The sequence below is a fragment of the Sphingopyxis indica genome (assembly GCF_032879645.1).
Taxonomy (GTDB): Bacteria; Pseudomonadota; Alphaproteobacteria; order Sphingomonadales; family Sphingomonadaceae; genus Sphingopyxis; species Sphingopyxis indica.
Map to the genome: position 1 here is coordinate 2,399,519 of NZ_CP076394.1, position 19,753 is coordinate 2,419,271.

15 protein-coding genes are annotated in these 19,753 nt (G+C 65.9%); 7 read left to right on the forward strand and 8 right to left on the reverse strand.

Annotated elements, in window-relative coordinates; all coding sequences use genetic code 11:
* Nucleotides 1–224 precede the first annotated feature (224 nt).
* Nucleotides 225–1,613 (reverse strand): helix-turn-helix domain-containing protein, encoded by a 1,389-nt coding sequence (locus KNJ79_RS11460; RefSeq protein WP_317151155.1) that lies wholly within the window; start codon nt 1,611–1,613, stop codon nt 225–227.
* A gap of 151 nt (nt 1,614–1,764) precedes the next feature.
* Between KNJ79_RS11460 and KNJ79_RS11465 the strand changes: the two genes are divergently transcribed.
* Both KNJ79_RS11465 and KNJ79_RS11470 read left to right on the forward strand, forming a co-directional pair.
* Nucleotides 1,765–3,357, forward strand: coding sequence for an isocitrate lyase (locus tag KNJ79_RS11465; RefSeq protein WP_089214678.1), 1,593 nt, complete (start codon nt 1,765–1,767; stop codon nt 3,355–3,357).
* 214 nt (nt 3,358–3,571) lie between these two features.
* Nucleotides 3,572–3,856, forward strand: a complete 285-nt coding sequence (locus tag KNJ79_RS11470) for a WYL domain-containing protein (RefSeq protein ID WP_245836500.1) — start codon at nt 3,572–3,574, stop codon at nt 3,854–3,856.
* A gap of 1 nt (nt 3,857) precedes the next feature.
* On the opposite strand, the gene KNJ79_RS11475 is transcribed toward KNJ79_RS11470, so the two are convergent.
* The 7 genes from KNJ79_RS11475 to KNJ79_RS11505 all read right to left on the reverse strand — a co-directional run bounded on the left by KNJ79_RS11475 (nt 3,858) and on the right by KNJ79_RS11505 (nt 10,494).
* Nucleotides 3,858–4,847 (reverse strand): TerC family protein, encoded by a 990-nt coding sequence (locus KNJ79_RS11475; RefSeq protein WP_317151156.1) that lies wholly within the window; start codon nt 4,845–4,847, stop codon nt 3,858–3,860.
* Nucleotides 4,848–4,915: 68 nt separating this feature from the next.
* On the reverse strand, nt 4,916–5,098 hold the full coding sequence (locus tag KNJ79_RS11480; RefSeq protein WP_317151157.1) for a DUF465 domain-containing protein: 183 nt from the start codon (nt 5,096–5,098) through the stop codon (nt 4,916–4,918).
* A gap of 420 nt (nt 5,099–5,518) precedes the next feature.
* Nucleotides 5,519–6,343, reverse strand: a complete 825-nt coding sequence (locus KNJ79_RS11485; RefSeq protein ID WP_317151158.1) for a helix-turn-helix domain-containing protein — start codon at nt 6,341–6,343, stop codon at nt 5,519–5,521.
* Between the two features lie 126 nt (nt 6,344–6,469).
* Nucleotides 6,470–7,783 carry an amidohydrolase gene (locus KNJ79_RS11490; RefSeq protein ID WP_317151159.1) on the reverse strand — a complete coding sequence of 438 codons (1,314 nt, stop codon included), beginning with the start codon at nt 7,781–7,783 and terminating at the stop codon, nt 6,470–6,472.
* A 19-nt stretch (nt 7,784–7,802) separates the two neighbouring features.
* Nucleotides 7,803–8,438: a DUF4893 domain-containing protein gene (locus tag KNJ79_RS11495; protein WP_317151160.1), complete on the reverse strand. Its 636-nt coding sequence runs from the start codon at nt 8,436–8,438 to the stop codon at nt 7,803–7,805.
* Nucleotides 8,439–8,519: 81 nt separating this feature from the next.
* The gene (locus KNJ79_RS11500) at nt 8,520–9,305 is read right to left on the reverse strand and encodes a 3-hydroxybutyrate dehydrogenase (RefSeq protein ID WP_317153913.1); all 786 of its coding nucleotides are present in this window, start codon (nt 9,303–9,305) and stop codon (nt 8,520–8,522) included.
* A 31-nt stretch (nt 9,306–9,336) separates the two neighbouring features.
* Nucleotides 9,337–10,494 carry a patatin-like phospholipase family protein gene (locus KNJ79_RS11505; RefSeq protein ID WP_089214684.1) on the reverse strand — a complete coding sequence of 386 codons (1,158 nt, stop codon included), beginning with the start codon at nt 10,492–10,494 and terminating at the stop codon, nt 9,337–9,339.
* A gap of 151 nt (nt 10,495–10,645) precedes the next feature.
* Between KNJ79_RS11505 and ypfJ the strand changes: the two genes are divergently transcribed.
* The 5 genes from ypfJ (at nt 10,646) to KNJ79_RS11530 (ending at nt 19,753) form a co-directional block, all read left to right on the forward strand.
* The gene (ypfJ, locus tag KNJ79_RS11510; protein ID WP_317151161.1) at nt 10,646–11,554 is read left to right on the forward strand and encodes a KPN_02809 family neutral zinc metallopeptidase; all 909 of its coding nucleotides are present in this window, start codon (nt 10,646–10,648) and stop codon (nt 11,552–11,554) included.
* Nucleotides 11,527–12,804, forward strand: a complete 1,278-nt coding sequence (locus KNJ79_RS11515; protein WP_317151162.1) for a Xaa-Pro dipeptidase — start codon at nt 11,527–11,529, stop codon at nt 12,802–12,804. Before ypfJ ends, KNJ79_RS11515 begins: the two co-directional genes overlap by 28 nt.
* 451 nt (nt 12,805–13,255) lie before the next feature.
* A complete protein-coding gene (locus KNJ79_RS11520; protein WP_317151163.1) occupies nt 13,256–15,331 on the forward strand; it encodes a S9 family peptidase in 2,076 nt (691 codons plus the stop codon).
* A gap of 163 nt (nt 15,332–15,494) precedes the next feature.
* Nucleotides 15,495–18,401 (forward strand): valine--tRNA ligase, encoded by a 2,907-nt coding sequence (locus tag KNJ79_RS11525; RefSeq protein WP_317151164.1) that lies wholly within the window; start codon nt 15,495–15,497, stop codon nt 18,399–18,401.
* Between the two features lie 179 nt (nt 18,402–18,580).
* Nucleotides 18,581–19,753 carry a sensor histidine kinase gene (locus KNJ79_RS11530; protein WP_317151165.1) on the forward strand — a complete coding sequence of 391 codons (1,173 nt, stop codon included), beginning with the start codon at nt 18,581–18,583 and terminating at the stop codon, nt 19,751–19,753.

The following is a 19,753-nucleotide window of genomic DNA, read 5'->3' on the forward strand; positions in this document are numbered from 1 at the left end:
TTCCAAACATTTCGCGCAGAGACGCAGAGAACGCAGAGATTTTCACGCTTGCCCTCTGCGTTCTCTGCGTCTCTGCGCGAATCTGGTGATGGCCTGACGGCAGCTTTCAGTCGGAACCAGTCAGCGCTCCCCCCATTTTTCCCGTTCGTGTCGAGCGAAGTCGAGGCACCCCGCCTCGGCCCGGCAGGCAACTCGCCCCCGCCCTCCGCTCCACCGACGTCCGATCAATCCCCCCCGAAATCGAACGCGCTCACCCCGCGCTCGCCCTCGCGAAAACGCAGCGCGCGGCCGAGCGGGGGCATCGAGCGCTGGACGCAGCCGCTGCGCGTGCAGCGCCTGCACCCCAATCCGATCGGGGTCGCGGGCGCGCGCATCAGGTCGATACCGCGCGCGGCGGTGAGCGGCGCGGCGACCTTGGCATCGACGCCGACGCACACGACGAAACGCGCGGGCGTGCCGCTCCCCGTCGCACCCGGCGCCGCAACGCTGCGGCTCTGGGTGAACCAGCGCGATCCGTCTTCCAGCTCGACCAGGTCGGCGATCACCTCACCGGGCCGCGCGAACGCCTCATGCACGCCCCACAGCGGACAGCGCGCGTCGCCATCGACGAGCGGCGACTGGCTCGCGCCCGAATAGCGCTTGCTCCCCTGCCCGGCGCGGTCGATACGCAGCATGAAAAAGGGCAGGCCGCGCGCGCCGACGCGCTGGAGCGTCGTCAGCCGGTGCGCGACCTGTTCGAACCCGGCGCCGAAACGCCGCTGAAGCAGCAGCAGATCATATCCCGTCGCATCGCAGGCGCGCAGGAAGCGGCCATAGGGCATCATCAGCGCGGCGGCAAAATAGTGGATCAGATGGCGCTCGAACAGCCGCGCGGCGGCGCTCTCGGCGAACTCCGCTCCCGCAACGAGCGCCGCGATCTCGTCCTTCGCCTCCATCTGCGCGAGCGTCGCCGCGGCCTGAAAGGTGCGGCTGGCGGGGCGCAGCAACTCGTTCAGCATCAGCTGCCGCGCGTGCCAGTCGAGCCAGCGGAGCCGGTCGGGCATCACGTCGGCGGGCAGGATGCGGATACCGAGCTGGTGGCGCGTGCGCAGCCGTTCGGCGATCGTGCCATAGAGGTCGCCACCCGCGAGGCGCAGTTCGTCGGCGAGTTCCTCGGCCTTGGCATCGAGGTCGGCGAAATGGTTGCGCCATTTCTCGATCGCGCGCCGCACCGCGGCCACTTCGGGCGCATCGTCTTCGCTTTCGGCCCGGCCCTCGGGCGCCGCGTCGAACAGCCGGGCAAAGGCGGCGGCGGTCGCCGGCGCGGCGTGCAGCCATTCCTCGACCTCGTGCGGCGCAATGCCCAGATCGGCGAAGCGCGGGTCGGCGAGTCGCCGTCGCAGCCCCGCGAGGCCGCCCGGCACCTCTTCGCCGCCCAGGCTCGCGGCGTCGAAGGCGAAGCGCTCGGCCAGCCGGACGATCACCGTCGCCGACAGGGGCCGCTGGCCATTCTCGATCAGGTTGAGGTAGCTCGGCGAAATGTCGAGCGCCTCGGCCATCGCCGCCTGCGTCAACCCCGCCTCGCGCCTGAGCCGTCGCACCGCCGGCCCCGCAAACACTCGCCGCTCCGCCATGGAATGTAACTTTCTTTACTATTTTACATGCATATCTGCACTTTCACGGCATATTTCACAAGAATTATTCACAAAGCTTTTCACTTTGTGCGCGATCTTCGTCATTTTCAGCCCATCCCAATCGCCCCAAGGCGCAACCAAGGAATGAAATATGGGCTATCAGGAAGATATGGCGCAGGCCGGCCGACTCATCCGCGACCAGGACGGCCGCTGGGACGCGATCGGGGCCGAGAATGTCGCCCGGATGCGCGCCCAGAACCGCTTCAGAACGGGCCTCGACATCGCCCGCTACACCGCGCGCATCATGCGCGCCGACATGGCCGCCTATGACGCCGATCCCGCCAACTACACCCAGTCGCTCGGCTGCTGGCACGGCTTCATCGCGCAGCAGAAGATGATCGCGATCAAGAAGCATTTCGGCTCGACCAAGCGCCGCTACATCTATCTTTCGGGCTGGATGATCGCCGCGTTGCGCAGCGAGTTCGGCCCGCTGCCCGACCAGTCGATGCACGAAAAGACGAGCGTTCCGGCGCTGATCGAGGAAATCTACACCTTCCTGCGTCAGGCCGACGCGCGCGAGCTTGGCGGCCTGTTCCGCGACCTCGACGCCGCGCGCGCCGCGGGCGACGAGGTCAAGGCGAAGCAGATCCAGCACGCGATCGACAATCACGAAACGCACGTCGTGCCGATCATCGCCGACATCGACGCGGGCTTCGGCAACGCCGAGGCGACCTATCTGCTCGCCAAGAAGATGATCGAAGCCGGCGCCTGCGCGCTGCAGATCGAAAATCAGGTCTCGGACGAAAAACAGTGCGGCCACCAGGACGGCAAGGTCACCGTGCCGCACGAGGATTTCCTGCAAAAGATCCGCGCGCTGCGCTATGCCTTCATGGAAATGGGGGTCGAGGACGGGATCATCGTCGCGCGCACCGACAGCCTCGGCGCCGGCCTGACCAAGCAGATCGCCTTCACCCGCGAGCCGGGCGACCTCGGCGATCAGTATAACAGCTTCCTCGACTGCGAAGAGGTGAGTGGCGCGGGCAATCCCGGCGACGTGCTGATCAACCGCGACGGCAAGTTGATGCGCCCGAAGCGCCTGCCCTCGAACCTCTATCAGTTCCGCCCCGGAACCGGCGAGGATCGCTGCGTGCTCGACTGCATCACCAGCCTGCAGAACGGCGCCGACCTGATCTGGATCGAGACTGAAAAGCCGCACATCGAACAGATTGCGGGCATGGTCGACCGCATCCGTGAGGTCGTGCCCAATGCGAAGCTCGCCTACAACAACTCGCCGAGCTTCAACTGGACGCTGAACTTCCGCCAGCAGGTGTTCGACGCATGGCAGCAGGAGGGCAAGGACGTCAGCGCCTATGATCGCGCCAAGCTGATGAGCGTCGATTATGACGGCAGCGAGCTGGCGGCCGAGGCCGACGATCGCATCCGCAGCTTCCAGCGCGACGCCGCGAAACGCGCGGGCATCTTCCATCATCTGATCACGCTGCCGACCTATCACACCGCCGCGCTGTCGACCGACAATCTGGCGAAGGAATATTTCGGCGACGAAGCGATGCTGGGCTATGTCAGGAACGTCCAGCGCGCCGAGATCCGTCAGGGGATCGCCTGCGTGAAGCACCAGAATATGAGCGGCAGCGACATCGGCGACGATCACAAGGAATATTTCGCCGGCGAAGCGGCGCTGAAGGCGGCGGGCAAAGACAATACGATGAACCAGTTCGCCGCCTGACACGAGCTTGGCGCGGGGGATTTCGTTGCCCCCCGCGCCTCCCCACTTGGCGCGGGGCGCCTTGCACGAACCGCCCCGCGCCTCCCGAGCTTTCCTGGGGAGGAAAGCCTGCCCGTCGGAAGTCTTCGGACCTCCGGCGGGCATTTTCATGGGGAGCGCCCCTTGCGACTCCGCTTTTGCCGTGCATTATGCCGCGATGCACAACGATACCCGCATGACTCTCCTCCAGGCGATCGCGACCAGGCATATGGTCGCGGCAGACTATAATGGTGCGCGCCTGACGCTCGCCCCGCACCTGATGTTCGAGCGGCACGGCGATCTGTTCGTCAGCGCGCATAATCCCGCCAAGGCGATCCGCTCGGACGAAGAACCGCGCCTCGGCCATTTCAAGCTCGAGGGGCTGCGCGCGGTCGAGTTGCTCGAGGCGGGGTTCGATCCCCTCCCCGGCTTCGCGCCCGTGCCGCCCAAGGCCGACGACACGCTCATCCTTGCCGTCTGATCTATGCTTCGGGGCGGGGCACCGCTTCGCCGCGTGTCTTGACGAGCGACCATACCACCCCGCCCGCGATCAGCGCCACGGTGACGCCAAGGCTGACGAGCGGCGGGAACTTGCCGCCGCCGAGCAGGAAATCGGCGACGAAGATCTTCGACCCGATGAAGACGAGCACCAGCGCAAGGGCATATTTGAGATAGTGGAAGCGGTGGACCATGGCCGCGAGCGCGAAATAGAGCGCGCGCAGCCCAAGGATCGCCATGATGTTCGAGGTATAGACGATGAAGGTGTCGGTGGTGATCGCGAAGATCGCCGGCACGCTGTCGACCGCGAAGACAAGGTCGGCGAGGTTGATGACGACGAGCGCAAGGAACAGCGGCGTCGCCGCGAGCGCGAGCCTGCCCGTTTTCGCGTCCACGGCGCGCACGAAGAATTTCTCCCCGTGAAGCTCGGGCGTGATCGGGATGTGGCGCGACAGCCATTTGACCACCGGATTGCCCGCGACGTCCATCGGCTTTTCGCCCGCGAACAGCATCTTGATCCCGGTAAAGATCAGGAACGCCGCGAACACATAAAGCAGCCAGCCATATTGGGTGACGAGCGCGGCGCCGCCCGCGATCATGATCCCGCGCAGCACAATCACCGCCATGATGCCCCACAGGAGCGCGCGATACTGGTAGCGCGGCGGGATCGCGAAGGTCGCAAAGATCAGCGAGATGACGAAGATATTGTCGATCGACAGCGCCTTCTCGATGAAGAAGCCGGTGAGATATTGCAGCCCCGCCTCGCCGCCTTTCGCGGCCCAGATCCAGCCGCCGAAGGCGAGCGCGATGCCGATGTACATCGCCGAGAGCTTCAGGCTCTCTCCGATACCCATCTCCTTGTTATCCTTGTGCAATATGCCAAGGTCAAAGGCAGTGAGCGCGAGGACCAGCGCCAGAAACGCCAGCCAGAACCAGACCGGCGTGCCGAGCCAGTCGACGAAGAATAATTCCATGAGCCCCATCCACGCGAACGGAACGCGCCGCCGGTCGGCGACGCGTTCCCTGATTATGATCTATCAGTTCAGGCGGAGAGCGCCGGGCGCCGCATCAGCGACGCGAGGCGATCCTTCACCGCGAGCTTCAGCGTCTTGAGCCTGAGCAAGCGGAACGGGTCGCCGCCGCGACGACGCATCTCGCGCCGCACCGCGTCGTCGAGCTGCCGGTGCAGCACCGTCAGGCGATAGATGTTGGAATGAACAGACATATGGCCTCCTGAATGAGCGAACTCAAAACAGGTGACGCCGATGCCAGGGACCCTTGGTAGGGGGGAGGTGGGCCGCCAGAGGCATCGGTGTCACCCGATGCGGTCCGACATCACGTGGCGGAAGACACTTCCGCCGACGCCAGAGGGGCCCGGCCCGCATAGCCTTCATCTAGGAAGCCCGGGCCCCGCTTGCAAGCCTCCTCCCCGAGCCGCGCGATATTCGATGAAGGAGCGGCCCCGATGAGCGTCGAAATCGCGAACGGAACAAGGCTCGGCCCCCCAGGGGCAAGCCCGGGGTGCCGAAGGTCGGGAGGGGGGCGTTATACGCGTGCGACGCCTGCGACTTTGCAGACCCGAACGCGGGAGGACCGGCATTTCTTCGAAGCCCCGGCGACGCCGGTGATGGAAAGCAGATTGCGATCAGGAAATTCGATTGAAATGCGCCGTTTCCAATTTTTGGCGATTGTCGCTGGACCAGACGATCGTTTCGGTCATGGATTTCATGTCCTTGGCGACGGTATAGACTCGCGTCGACACCCGCGCGCCGGCCTTTCCCAGCGTCATCACCAATGTGTCGGGCGCCGGCTGACGCAGGGCAACGGTATCGACGAAATCCATATTGCCCGTGACCGGCACGGGGACGCCGTCCAGAGCGGCGGTCGATTCTGCGTGCCTGCGCGAGCCGTCCGGTGCGACGATCTCTACATGGGTCGTCCATTTGCCGTCTTGCGACGCGCGGAACGTCATCGTCACCCGTTGCGGCCGTTCGTTCTCGGGCATGAGCGATGCGTCCAGCGACCAGCTTCCGACCAGCGGCAACTGCGCGGAGGCGGCGCTGTAAACGGCGCCGGATGTTCCGACGGGGTCGGCGGAAGGGGCGGCTGCGAACATGAATCCGGCGGCTGCCAGGGGGATTGCAATGAGCATGACGATCATTCCTTTCGAACCGCGAACCCCGACGGTTGCGGTGTGCGCCAAGTCCTTCACGGTGGAACGCTGTTTCGAAAGATCGATATTTTCGTCACAAGTTTTTTGGAGGTCCAGAAGCCGTGCCAATTCGCGGCTGCTGCCGACGCCCGTTTTCCGGCGGGCGGAGCGCAAACGCTCGTTTATCGAGGTTTCCGAACGGCCCAGGCGCGCTGCGATGGTCTTGACGGTATGCCCCGCGACCAATAGGCGCAAAATTTCCATTTCCCGGTCGGTGAGGCGTGCGGACAAGCCGGGCGCGGGTTCATTGACAGGCATGTCTTTCGCTCACCACAGCCTCTCGAACAGGTCCATCCCAATTTAATTGGGAAACGGCAGCGGTGCCAGACCGGGCATGGAGAGAAGCGGAGTTCCGCAAACGACCGCGGCGTTCCGCGTCTATGGCTACCCCTTCCCCATCAGTTCCATCGCCATCGCGGTCAGCGCCTCGGTCGCGGTCGAAATGACCGCGGGCGCGTCGGGCGCCCAGAAGGGCGAATGGAGACTCGGCAGCGCGCGGCCGTCCTTCTGCGCCGCCGCATATTCGTCTGCGGGCACGCCGCCGACCCAGAAGATCATGCTCTTGATGCTCTTGTCGTCGCGGCTGAAGCGCCCGAAATCCTCGCCGCCCATCACCGGCGGCATCTTGACCACGCGCGCCTCGCCGAAGCGCGTCTTGAGCAGCGTCGCCATTTCTTCGGTGAATTCGGGCGTGTTGTAGGTCGATGGCGTATATTCGTCGCGGTCGACCGTCACGACCGGCAACTTGTTGTCGGGAAGACCCGCCGCGATCCCCTCCCCCTTCGCGATCCGCGCAATGCCGTCCAAAAGCTGGTCGCGCACCGCGTCGGTGTAACTGCGCACGGTGAGCTGCAGCTTCGCCTCGTCGGGAATGATATTGTGCTTGGCCCCGGCGTGGAAGCTGCCGACGGTGACCACGGCGCTGTCGAGCGGGCTCACCTCGCGCGAGACGAGCGTCTGGAGCGCGCCGACGATCCGGCTCGCGAGCACGATCGGGTCCCTGGTCGTCTGCGGATAGGCGCCATGTCCCCCGACGCCCTTGACTGTAATGTCGACACTGTCGACGTTGGCGAGTGCGTAGCCCGGCGTATAGCCGATCTTGCCCGCCGGAAACTGTGCCGCGTCGTGAAAGGCGATCGCATAGTCGGGCTTGGGAAAGCGCGTGTAGAGCCCGTCCTCGAGCATCATGCGCGCGCCCGCGCCGCGCTCCTCGGCGGGCTGGCCGACCATCACGAGCGTGCCCGACCAGTTCGCCCTGTTCGCCGCCATCAGCCGCGCGACGCCGATCCAGCTCGTCATGTGCGTATCGTGGCCGCAGGCGTGCATCACGCCCGTGTCGACGCCCTCGTCGGTGGTCACGCGCACCTTCGACGCGCCGGGCAGGCCCGTCTGCTCGGTGACCGGCAGGCCGTCCATGTCGGCGCGCACCAGCACCACCGGCCCCGGACCATTCTTCATCACCGCGACGACGCCGGTTCCGCCGACCTTTTCGGTGACCTCAAAGCCCAGCCTTTTCGCCTCGGCGGCAAGGATGCCGGCCGACCGGACCTCGTGGAAGCTGAGTTCTGGATGCGCGTGCAGATCGGCGTAAATATCGACGAGCGACGGCATCTCGGCCTTCACCTGTTCGCCCAGCGTCTGCGCCGCCGCCGGCATGGCAAGCGCCAGCGCGGCGATACCCGTCCACAAAATCCGCATTTTCAACCCCTTTTTCCGATCACCCCGCAGGCACCAGCTCGATCACGTCGAGCAGCGATTCATAGGCTGGCGCCGGCAGCACCAGCCGCCAGCGATTGGCGCCGATCCGCTCGACCAGCCCCGCCATGTCGCGCATCCGGTCGCTGCCGTAGTCGATCGGCACCGTCTCGTCGCCGAGTTCGAGCGTGCCGAGAAAGATCTGGCGCTTCAGATCGTCGGGAAAGATCAGCCCGACCGGACGCTGCGATCCCGTCAATTTGGTCAGGCTGGCGATCCCCTGTTCGTCGGCGACGCGGCACTGGAACCAGTCATAGGCGACATAGCCGAGCATGCCCCGCTGCGCGCCGAGCTTGACCGTGCGGCAGCGATAGTCGCCCGCGGGCAGGTGTGCATTGGGAAGCGCCGCCATCGGATCGAGGAGCACGCCCTCGCGCTCGATGCTCTTGCCATAGCCCTTTGCACGCGCGTCCGCGAGCGCCGCCTGCCAGCTCGCATACCAGTTGCGGATGCGCGTGCGGTCCTGCTCGGTAGCCGTGGCGCGCCACGTCCCCGCAACCGGCGCGTCGGCCGCCGAGGGCGGCATCGACGGCACGGCCTGACACGCAGCGAGCCCCAGCCCCGCCGCGACGACAATCAATCTGGTGCGACCCCACATCGTCCATTCTCCCCGCCCCTGTCGTCGTTAACCTTAGGAGAAGGCGTTACAATGCTCAAGGCCGCGCGTCGGCAATCGCCCTCAGGCAGCCGTCCAGCCGCCATCGACGCTGAGGTTCGCGCCGGTGATGTTCGCGGCTTCGTCACGCGTCAGGAAGACGGCGAGCGCCGCGACCTGCTCGACGGTAACGAACTGCTTGGTCGGCTGGCCGGCGAGCAGCACGTCGTTGATCACCTGCTCGCGCGTCATGTTCCGCGCCTTCATCGTGTCGGGGATCTGCCCTTCGACGAGCGGTGTCCAGACATAGCCCGGACTGATGCAATTGGCGGTGATCCCCGCCTCGGCAACCTCGAGCGCGACGGTCTTCGTGAGCCCCGCAAGCCCGTGCTTCGCCGCGACATAGGCCGATTTGAAGGGCGAGGCGACGAGCGAATGCGCCGAAGCGGTGCCGATTATCCGTCCCCAGCCCTTCTTGCGCATCCCCGGAACCGCGTGGCGGATCGTATGGAAAGCCGACGACAGGTTGAGCGCGAGGATCAAATCCCATTTCGCGACCGGAAAATCCTCGATCGGCGAGACGAACTGGGTGCCGGCATTGTTCACGAGGATATCGACTCCGCCCATATCCTTGTCGGCGCGCGCGAACATCTCGCCGATTTCGTCGGGCTTGGTCAGGTCGGCACCGTCATAGCTTGCCTTGCCGCCGCTCAGCTTTTCGAGGCCCGCGCGCTCGGCCTCGATCGCGTCGGCGTCGCCGAAGCCATTGATGATCAGGTTCGCACCCTCGGCGGCGAGCGCCTTGGCGATGCCCAGCCCGATGCCCGATGTCGATCCGGTGACGAGGGCGGTCTTGCCTTTGAGATGCATCATATATCCTTTCTTCTTGGGGGAGAGGGTCTCAGGACGCGTCGGGAACCGCTTTCGGCCGCAATTCATCGGCCTGCACGGCGAAGCTTTCGGAGCGGCCTTCGGCGATGCTCTGCGCGAGCAGATGCCCGCCCTTCATCGCCGCTTCGACGGCGGCGCGGCCCAGCGCCCAATTGGCCTCCATCGTCGAGCGCGAAAATTCGAAGTCGCGCGCGCCGGTCTGCCACGACGGCGGCTCGTGGATCAGCTGGACGACGTTGAGCGCGCGGCAGTCGACCATCTTCTCGACGGCCTTTACTTCGGGAAGGTCGCGCGCGTCGTCGGGCAGCTTGTCGAGCATCTTCTGAACGAGCTGATGCTCCTTGCGCCGCCGGACGAGCCCGTCGGAAATGCGGCGGGTGCGGCTCGAGTAACGGATGTCCTTCTCGCGCGACCAGGCTTCTTCCAGATCGTGCGGGCGTTCGCCGCGCGCGGGAAACAGATCGACCTGAAAAACGAGCATATCCTCGCGCGCCGACAGCACGACATGCTCGAGCGGCGTGTTCGAGACGAGGCCGCCGTCCCAATACCATGTCCCGTCGATCTCGACCGGCGGCAGGCCCGGAGGCAGGGCGCCCGACGCGAGGATGTGCCGCGCGTCGATCCGGTCGCTCTTCGTGTCGAAATAGCGGAAATTGCCCGTCTCGACCGCGACTGCCCCAACCGACAAGCGAACCTTGCCGTCGTTGACCCGGTCCCAGTCGACGAGGCGGTCGAGCGTGGCAGCGAGCGGCGCCGTATCGTAGAAGCTCACCGCCGCGGGCGTCTGCGGCTCGGCGAGCGCCGGCGGCGGCCAGCGCGGCGTGAAGAAGCCCGGCACGCCAAAGGTCGCGACCTGCCCCGCCGCGGCGAGATGCGTCCATTCGCGGACGAGGTCGTTGTCGATGCTCGGCAGCGCAGGCAGCGCCGACGAGACGCCATCCCAGAATTCGCGCATCTTGCCGACCGCGTCGTCGCGCGGATTGCCCGCGATGATCGCGGCGTTGATCGCGCCGATCGAAATGCCCGCCACCCAGTCGAGCTCGATGCCGAGGTCGATCAGCGCTTCATAGACGCCCGCCTGATAGGCGCCGAGCGCGCCGCCCCCTTGCAGCACCAGCACGACGAGGTCGGGGAGCGGCAGGGCAGCGGAAGCGGCGCGGCGCGGCATGGGACTCGGGGGATCCTTTCGCGGGGGCTCGGGCCGCCTAGGTGCCTCGCGGCGCCCGGCTTTGCAAGCCCGCCGACCGAAGCCCCTTCCCATCGACGCGCGCGGCTGCAATACCGTCCGAAGGTCAGACCCCTTGCGCTGGAGAGCCCCGATGCGCCTCGACGATTATGATCCCGGCGACGATATTCGCGATCTTGGCCGCGGCGGCGGTGGTTTCGGCGGCGGTGGGGGCGGCGGCATGGGCGGGCTGCTCATCGGCCTGCTGCCGATGCTGCTCGGGCGCAAGATGGGTTGCGGCACGATCGTCCTGCTCGGCGTGCTCGCCTTCGTCTTTTTCGGCGGCGGGATGCAGATGTTCACGGGCGGCACCGGCACCGCCGACCCGATGGCCGACAGCCGCGGCGCGCAGCAAGGCGTCGCCTGCGACACAGCGGCCGAGAAATTCGCCTGCAACGTCTTTGGCTCGACGCATCAGGTGTGGAGCCAGCTCATCAACGGCTATCAAAAGCCGACGCTCAATTTCTTCACCGACCACAATCAGTCGGGCTGCGGCGCGGCGCAGGCGGCGATGGGTCCCTTTTATTGCCCCGCCGATCGGGGCGTCTATCTCGATACCGCTTTCTTCGACGAGCTGGCGAGCCGCTTCGGCGCGGCGGGCGATGCCGCGCAGGCCTATGTCGTCGCGCATGAGGTCGGGCATCATATCCAGACGCTGACCGGCACCTCCGATCAAGTCCGTCAGGCGCAAGGTCGCGCCTCGCAGGCCGAGGGCAATGCGATCCAGGTCCGCATGGAACTGCAGGCCGACTGCTACGCCGGCGTCTGGGCGGCGCGTGCTCGCAATCGCGCGGGCCAGCCGGTGATGGAACCCGGCGATATGGAAGAGGCGATGCGCGCCGCCAATGCGATCGGCGACGACACGCTGATGCGCTCGGCGGGCCAGCGTCCCGTGCCCGAAAGCTTTACCCACGGGACCAGCGAGCAGCGCATGACGTGGCTGCGCCGCGGGCTCGAAACCGGAGATCCGCGCCAGTGCGATACCTTCAACGCGTCGCTCTGATCGCGGCGGCGGCACTCGCCGCGACGCCCGCGTCGGCCGCCACGCTCTATGTCGAAACCGGACGCCTGATCGACGGCGTGACCGACGCGGTTCGCACCGGTCAGTGCGTGACGGTCGAGGACGAGCGGGTGAAGGCGGTCGGCCCGTGCGGCGCGACGCCGGCCGGCGCGACGCGGCTCGACTGGTCGGGCTATACCGTGCTGCCCGGGCTGATCGACCTCCACACTCATCTCGCCGACCTCGGCCAGAGCGCCGACCTCGCCGCGCCGATCAAGGCCGGACCGGCCGAAACCGCGCTCGTCGGCGCCCGCAACGCGCGCGTCACGCTCGACGCGGGCTTCACCAGCGTGCGCGACGTCGGCTGCTATCGCGGCCTGACCGACGTGGCGCTGCGTAACGCGATCGAGCGCGGCGACGTGCCGGGGCCGCGCATGTGGGTCGCGGGCGCCTATATCACCGTTCCGGGCGGCGGCGGCGAACTCAACGGCGTCGTGCCGAACGATCAACTTCCCCCCGACATGCGCCTCGGCGTCGCCGCGACGCCCGAGGAAGCGGCCGAAAAGACCGCCTTCCTGCTCGATCATGGCGCCGACTTCATCAAGACGATCGCGACCGGCGCGGTGCTCGCGATCGGCACCGAACCCGGCGCGCCCGAACTCACCGAAGCGCAGCTCCGCGCGGTGGTGAAGGTCGCGCATGCCCGCGGAAAGCGCGTGACCGCGCACGCGCACGGCGCCGAGGGGATCAAGAATGCGATCCGCGCCGGGGTCGACAGCATCGAACACGCAAGCCTCGCCGACGAGGAAGCGCTGCAAATGGCGAAGACGCACGGCACCTGGCTCGTCATGGACATCTACAACGGCACCTATATCGACGAGGAAGGCACCAAAGAGGGCTGGCCCGCGGAATATCTGCGCAAGAATCGCGAGACCACCGACACCCAGCGCGCCGCCTTCCACCGCGCGGTCGAGCTCGGCGTGAAGCTCGGCTACGGCACCGACGCCGGCGTCTATCCGCACGGTCTCAACGCGCGGCAGTTCCGCAATATGGTCAAATATGGGATGACGCCGATGCAGGCGATCCAGACCGCAACCGGCCGCGCCGCCGAGGAAATGGGCCGCGACGACGTTGGCGCGATCGTTCCCGGCCGCTACGCCGACATGGTCGCGGTCAAGGCCGACCCGCTGGCCGACATAACGGTGCTCGAAAAGATCGACCATGTGATGAAGGGCGGCGCGATCGTCCGCTGACGGGCGGGAGGGGACGCAATAATAAGCCCCTCCTCTTCAGAGGAGGGGTTGGGGTGGTGGCGCGCGACAGCGCGCAAGAGGTCTAGCACCACCCCGCTGCGACTAAGCCAGCAAGCTGGCAAGTCTCGCTGCCCCTCCTCTGAAGAGGAGGGGTTGGTCGAACGTCCGCTCCCCACCCCAAAGCCGTCGTCAAAAAAAATGCTGTCCTACAATATCGGGCTGTGCCAGCCTTCGTCCCGGCGCTTTCCATAGGAGGACGAAGCGAGCGACCGCGGCGTGCGGATACGGGTTGCAGCCGGGCGCGGCGAGCCGGCGGCGTCAAAGGGCTGAACTTTCCTGAACTTTGGAAGAATATGGAACACGGCAATGGCCGTTCACGGCCCAAGCCCGCCATTATGACAAAGGTCATGAACGGGGTTGAACGTGTGTCATGCACGGCTAAACCCGTCACATGCGAAACCATCTCCTTGCCAGCGCCGCCGCGCTGACCGCCGCCCTTTCCGCCAATCCCGCCCTCGCGCGTCCGATGACCGAAGTCGATCTGGCGACGATGAAGCGCGTCGCCGCGCCCGCCGCGTCGCCCGACGGGCGCTGGGTTGCGTTCCAGATCACCGAAACCGCCCCCGAAACCTACAAGCGCTCGACCGGTCTGTGGCTCGTCGACCGCAAGGCAAAGGGTGCGCAGCCGGTGCGGATCGCCGATGTCGCGGGCAAGAATGAAAGCTCGCCCGCCTTCGGCCCCGACGGCCTCCTTTATTTCATCTCCGACGCCTCGGGCAGCGACCAGATCTGGCGCGTCGCCGCGGGCCTCGAAGCGGGCGCCGCAACGCAGGTCACCGACGAAAAGGCCGACATCGCCGGCTTCAGGATTTCGCCCGACGGCAAGCGCCTGCTCGTCTGGGGCGATGTGCCCAAGGAATGCACGAGCTTCGGCTGCGACGCCAAGGACAAGGGTGCGCTCGTCGGCCCGGGCAGCGGCCGGCTCTACAAGGATGGCGCCGGCTTCGTGCGCCATTGGGATCAGTGGGAAACGCCGGGCACCTACAGCCGCCCCTTCGTCTTCGATCTCGTCGATGGCAAGGCGACGGTGGGCCGCCCGCTCGACGCCGGGCTCATCGGCGACACGCCCTCCAAACCCTTTGGCGGCGGCGAGGAACTCGCGTGGGGCGCCGACAGCCGCACCGTCTATTTCACGCTGCGCAAGGCCGACCGCGACGAGCCGCGCTCGACCAATCTCGATATTTATGAAGCGAAGGTCGACGCGCGCATAATGCCGATCAACCTGACCAAAGATAATCAGGCGACCGACACCCTCCCCGCCCCCTCGCCCGACGGCAAATGGCTCGCCTATGGCGCGATGGCGCGGCCGGGTTATGAGAGCGACCGCGTCGTGCTGATGCTGCGCGATCTCGAAAGCGGCGAGACGCGGAAGCTCACCGAGGCGTGGGATCGCTCGGTCGGGTCGATCGCCTGGGCGGCCGACGGCAAGTCGCTCTATGTCACCGCGCAGGACGTGCTCGATCACCCCGTCTTCCGCGTCGACGCGGCGAGCGGCAAGGTCGAACGGCTGAAAGCATCGAACCAGCCGACCGAGGGCAATATCGGTGACGTCACCCCGCTCGCCGACGGCAGCCTCGTCTTTTCGCGCAACAGCGTGCTGATGCCGACCGACCTCTACACGCGCGACGCCAAGGGCAAGGTGACGCAGCTCACCGCGGTCAACGCCGATACGCTCGCCCAGTTCGATCCGGTCGAAGTCGAGCGTATGCAGTTTGCGGGTGCGAACGGCGACAAGGTGTGGGGCATGATCCTCAAGCCCGTCAGCCCGGTCCAGAAACTGCCCGTCGCCTTCTTCGTCCACGGCGGGCCGCAGGGCAGTTTCGGCAACAGCTGGTCGACGCGCTGGAACCCGCGCCTCTTTGCGCAGCAGGGCTATGGCGTCGTCACCGTCGATTTCCACGGCTCGACCGGTTACGGCCAGGCCTTCACCGACAGCATCAACAAGGATTGGGGCGGCAAGCCGCTTGAGGATCTGAAGCTCGGCCTCGCCGCGGCGGGCCGGCAGGATGGGCAGCTCGACATCGCCAACGCCTGCGCGCTCGGCGCCTCCTATGGCGGCTATATGATGAACTGGATCGAGGGCCAGTGGACCGACGGCTTCAAATGCCTCGTCCAGCACGACGGCGTCTTCGACGCGCGCGCCATGGCCTATGAGACCGAAGAGCTGTGGTTCGACGAATGGGAGCATGGCGGCGCCTATTTCGAGGTTCCTGAAGAGTATGAGAAGTGGAACCCGGTGAACCATGTCGCCAAATGGCAGACGCCGATGCTGGTGATCACAGGCGAAAAGGATTTCCGCATCCCCTATACGCAGGGTCTCGCCGCCTTCACCGCGCTCCAGCGCCGCGGCGTGCCGTCCGAACTGCTCGTTTTCCCTGACGAAAATCATTGGGTGCTGAAGGGCGCGAACAGCGTCCAATGGCACCAGACGGTGTTCGACTGGTTGGGGCGGTATTTGAAGAAGTAGACAAGACCTTGTGCTCCCGCGAAGGCGGGAGCCCATCACCGGCCGGTGCAAGTTGGAACCGTCAGGAGATGGGTCCCCGCCTTCGCGGGGACACGCATGTGGTTGCAGCACGGGCGGGTTCCCCCTTGCCGCGCCTTGCCTTGGCTGGCAAAGGCGCCCGGCTATGCCAATGGAAAAGACGTTCGATCCCGCCGCCATCGAGGCGAAATGGTCCCGTGAATGGGAGAGCCGCGGCCTCTATCGCCCGGAGCGCCCCGAGGCGCAGCCCTTCACGATCGTCAACCCGCCGCCGAACGTCACCGGCGCGCTCCACATCGGCCATGCGCTCGACAACACGTTGCAGGACGTGCTCGTCCGCTACGAGCGCCTGCGCGGCAAGGATGCTTTGTGGGTCGTCGGCACCGATCATGCCGGCATCGCGACGCAGATGGTCGTCGAGCGCCAGCTCGAGGAGCGGCAGGACAAGCGCACCAACTACAGCCGCGAGGAATTCGTCGAGAAGGTGTGGCAGTGGAAGGCGGAAAGCGGGGGCCAGATCACGCGCCAGCTCCGCCGCCTCGGCTGTTCGATGGACTGGTCGCGCGAGCAGTTCACGATGGACCCGCATTTCACCCGTGCGGTGGTCAAGGTGTTCGTCGACCTGCACAAGCAGGGGCTGATCTATCGCGACAAGCGCCTCGTGAACTGGGACCCCAAGCTCAAGACCGCGATCAGCGACCTCGAGGTCGAGACGCACGAGATTCAGGGCGGCTTCTGGCACTTCAAATATCCGCTCGCCGATGGCGTCAAACTCGACGACGGGCGCGATTATATCGAGGTCGCGACGACGCGCCCCGAAACGATGCTCGCCGACATGGCGGTCGCGGTGCATCCGGGCGATCCGCGTTACAAGAGCGTGATCGGCAAGGACATCCTCCAGCCGATCACCGGGCGCCGTTTCAAGGTGATCGCCGACGAGCACGCCGATCCCGAACTCGGATCGGGCGCGGTCAAGATCACCCCGGGGCATGATTTCAACGACTTCGAGGTCGGCAAGCGCGCCGGTTTCAAGCCTGCCGAAATGCTCAACATGCTCGACGGCGACGCCAACGTCATCCAGACCGCTGACGGGCTGATCCCGCAGGAATATATCGGCCTCCACCGCTTCAGGCGCGATGGCAGGGACGGCGCGCGCGAACTCGTCGTTCAGCGCATGAAGGAAGGCGGCTTCCTGATCCCGCACGTCGACAAGGACGGGAGCGAGCACGACGCCGAACCGCGCACGATCCAGACTCCTTTTGGGGATCGCGGCGGCGTGGTGATCGAACCCTGGCTGACCGACCAATGGTATGTCGACGCCAAAACGCTCGCCCAGCCGCCTATGCAGGCGGTCCGCGACGGCCGCATCAACATCGTCCCCAAGACGTGGGAAAAGACCTTCTTCAACTGGATGGAGAATATCCAGCCGTGGTGCGTGTCGCGCCAGCTCTGGTGGGGGCACCGGATTCCGGCTTGGTATGGGCCGAAGATGGTGGAAAATCATCAAGTGTACGACGGCAGCATAATCTTTGTGGCCGACACTTGGGAAGAAGCCGCAATTCAGGCGCGCCAGTATTACGGTGACGAAGCTCCCGCGATTGTTGTGGCCGATTCTCTCGAATCTGCCATTGAAGGGATGAAGGACACGACGCGCTCCGAAGAGCTTTTCCTCTATCGCGACCCGGACGTCCTCGACACCTGGTTCTCGTCGGCGCTGTGGCCGTTCGCGACGCTCGGCTGGCCCGACGACACCGAATTGCTGAAGCGCCACTATCCGAACGACGTGCTCGTTTCGGGCTTCGACATCCTGTTCTTCTGGGACGCGCGCATGGCGATGCAGGGGATGCATTTCCTGAACGAGGTGCCGTGGAAGACGCTCTATCTCCACGGCCTCGTTCGCGCGCCCGACGGCGCGAAAATGTCGAAGTCGAAGGGCAATGTCGTCGACCCGCTGGGGCTGATCGACCAATATGGCGCCGACGCGCTGCGCTTCTTCATGTCGGCGATGGAAAGTCAGGGCCGCGACATCAAGATGGATGACGCGCGCCTCGCGGGCTATCGCAATTTCGCGACCAAGCTCTGGAACGCCGCGCGCTTCTGCGAGGCCAACGGCATTTCGGCCTCGACGACGCTCGAAGCCCCTGCCGCAACGCTGCCGGTCAACCGCTGGATCATCGGCGAGGTCGCCGACACCGTCGCGGCGATCGACAAGGCCTTCGCCGCCTATCGCTTCGACGAGGCCGCCAACGCGATCTACAGCTTTGCGTGGGACCGCTTCTGCGACTGGTATCTGGAGCTGATCAAGCCGGTGCTTTCTCCCCTCCCGCTTGCGGGAGGGGTCGGGGGAGGGCCGGTTTCTGACGAAAGAGCGACCGAGGACATGCCCTCCCCTAACCCCTCCCGCAAGCGGGAGGGGGACGAGGCAGCCGAAACCCGCGCCGTCGCGGGCTGGGTGCTCGATCAGATCCTCGTCATGCTCCACCCCTTCATGCCCTTCATCACCGAAGAGCTGTGGACCGGGCTTGGCGACCGCGCCGACTATCCGCTGATCACCGCAAAATGGCCCGCGCCGAAGGTGGAGCGCGACCCGCAAGCGAGCGCCGACATCGACTGGCTGATCAAGCTGGTCGGCGAACTGCGCGGCGCCAAGGCCGAACTCGGCCTGCCGCCCGGCGCGCGCCTGACCGCGCATTTCCCGGCATCGCTCAAGGGGCGCACCGGCAAGCTTTCGGCGCAGCTCGATCGCCTCGCGCGCCTCGAAGCGATCCGCTTCGATCCCGCCCCTGCGGGCGCATCGGCGCAGCTCGTCGTCGAGGGCGAGACGATCACCGTCCCCCTCGAAGGCGTGATCGACATCGCAGCCGAGCGCGACCGGCTGAGCAAGGCGCTCGCCGCGACGACCAAGGAGCGCGACAGCCTCGCCGGCCGCCTGTCGAACCCCAATTTCGTCGAGCGCGCCAAGCCCGAAGCGGTCGAAAAGGCGCGCGCCGACCATGACGCCAAGGCTGCCGAAGCCGACCGCCTCACCGCCGCGCTGGCGCGGCTGGGGTGAGCGACGAAGGCAAATCCTCTCCGCAGGCGGAGAGGGTTTTGCACGAGGGACGCCTCGCTCGCGATGGGATGGACCGGGGGTCGCAGACCGACCGGGCTTTCGACCAACCTCCGCCGCGCTTCGACTGGCGGCGCATGGCGTGCTGGCCTTTCGCGCGTGCTGTGCGTTAGGGGATGAGGATGAACGCTTCCGATCCGAAATTGGTGCAACGCGACACGCGCGCGCGGCTGCTCGCCGCCGCGCCCGACTGGCGCGCGTCCGACGCGCGCATCGACCCGCGCGTCGCGATCGGCTCGATCATCGCGATGTGGATGCTCTATTTCCTGATCACCACGGGCCTCGCGATGCTGTCGGGGGCGCCCGACCAATGGGCCTTCGTCGGGCGCCGAGCGCTCGTCGTGCTCGCGGGCATCTTTTGCACCTTCACCCTCTATCAACTGCTCCAGCGCGCACAGCCGCGCAGCTTCGGCGCCCGGCTCGCCGCGGCAATGGGCGCCGCGATCCCGCTCGTCATCCTCTATGCGACGGTCAACCTGCTCGTCTTCTTCTATTGGTTTCCGTCGGACGACACCGCGCAGATCATCGAGGAGGTGCAATCGAAATTCCCGGTCGCGTGGGAAATGATGCTGATCCTCGACAGCTCGATCCGCTGGTATTTCTTCTTCGCCGTCTGGGCGGCGCTTTATGTCGCCTTCGGCTATGCGAACGAGATGCGCGCGGTCGAGCGGCGCGCGAACAGCTATCGGCTCGAGGCGAAAAATGCGCAGCTCCGCGCGCTCCACTATCAGGTCAATCCGCACTTCCTGTTCAACACGCTCAATTCGCTGTCGACGCTGGTGATGCGCGGCTCGAAGGCCGAGGCCGAGGCGATGATCATGAACCTCTCGGCCTTCCTGCGCTCGAGCCTCGAGATCGACCCCGAACAGTTCGTGAGCCTAGACGAAGAGATCGCGCTTCAACGCCTCTATCTCGACATCGAACAGGCGCGCTTTCCCGATCGGCTGCAGGTCGACGTCGATATGCCCGACGAGCTCAAAAATGCCTGCGTGCCGGTGCTGATCCTGCAACCGATCATCGAAAATGCGATCAAATATGGCGTCGCGCCGAGCAAGGGCAAGATCGGCATTCGCCTGACCGCGAGCAGCGAATATGGCCTGCTCGTCCTGCGCATCGAGAACGACATCGACCCCGCCGCGCCGACGCCCGAGGCCGGCACGGGCCTGGGGCTCGGCAACGTCCGCGAGCGGCTGCTGACGCGCTACGGGCCGACCGCGGGCTGCGAATGGGGCCGGACCGAAGAGGGGGGGTTCTTCGTCTCGCTATGGCTACCGCTGGCAAGGCAAGGATGCTGA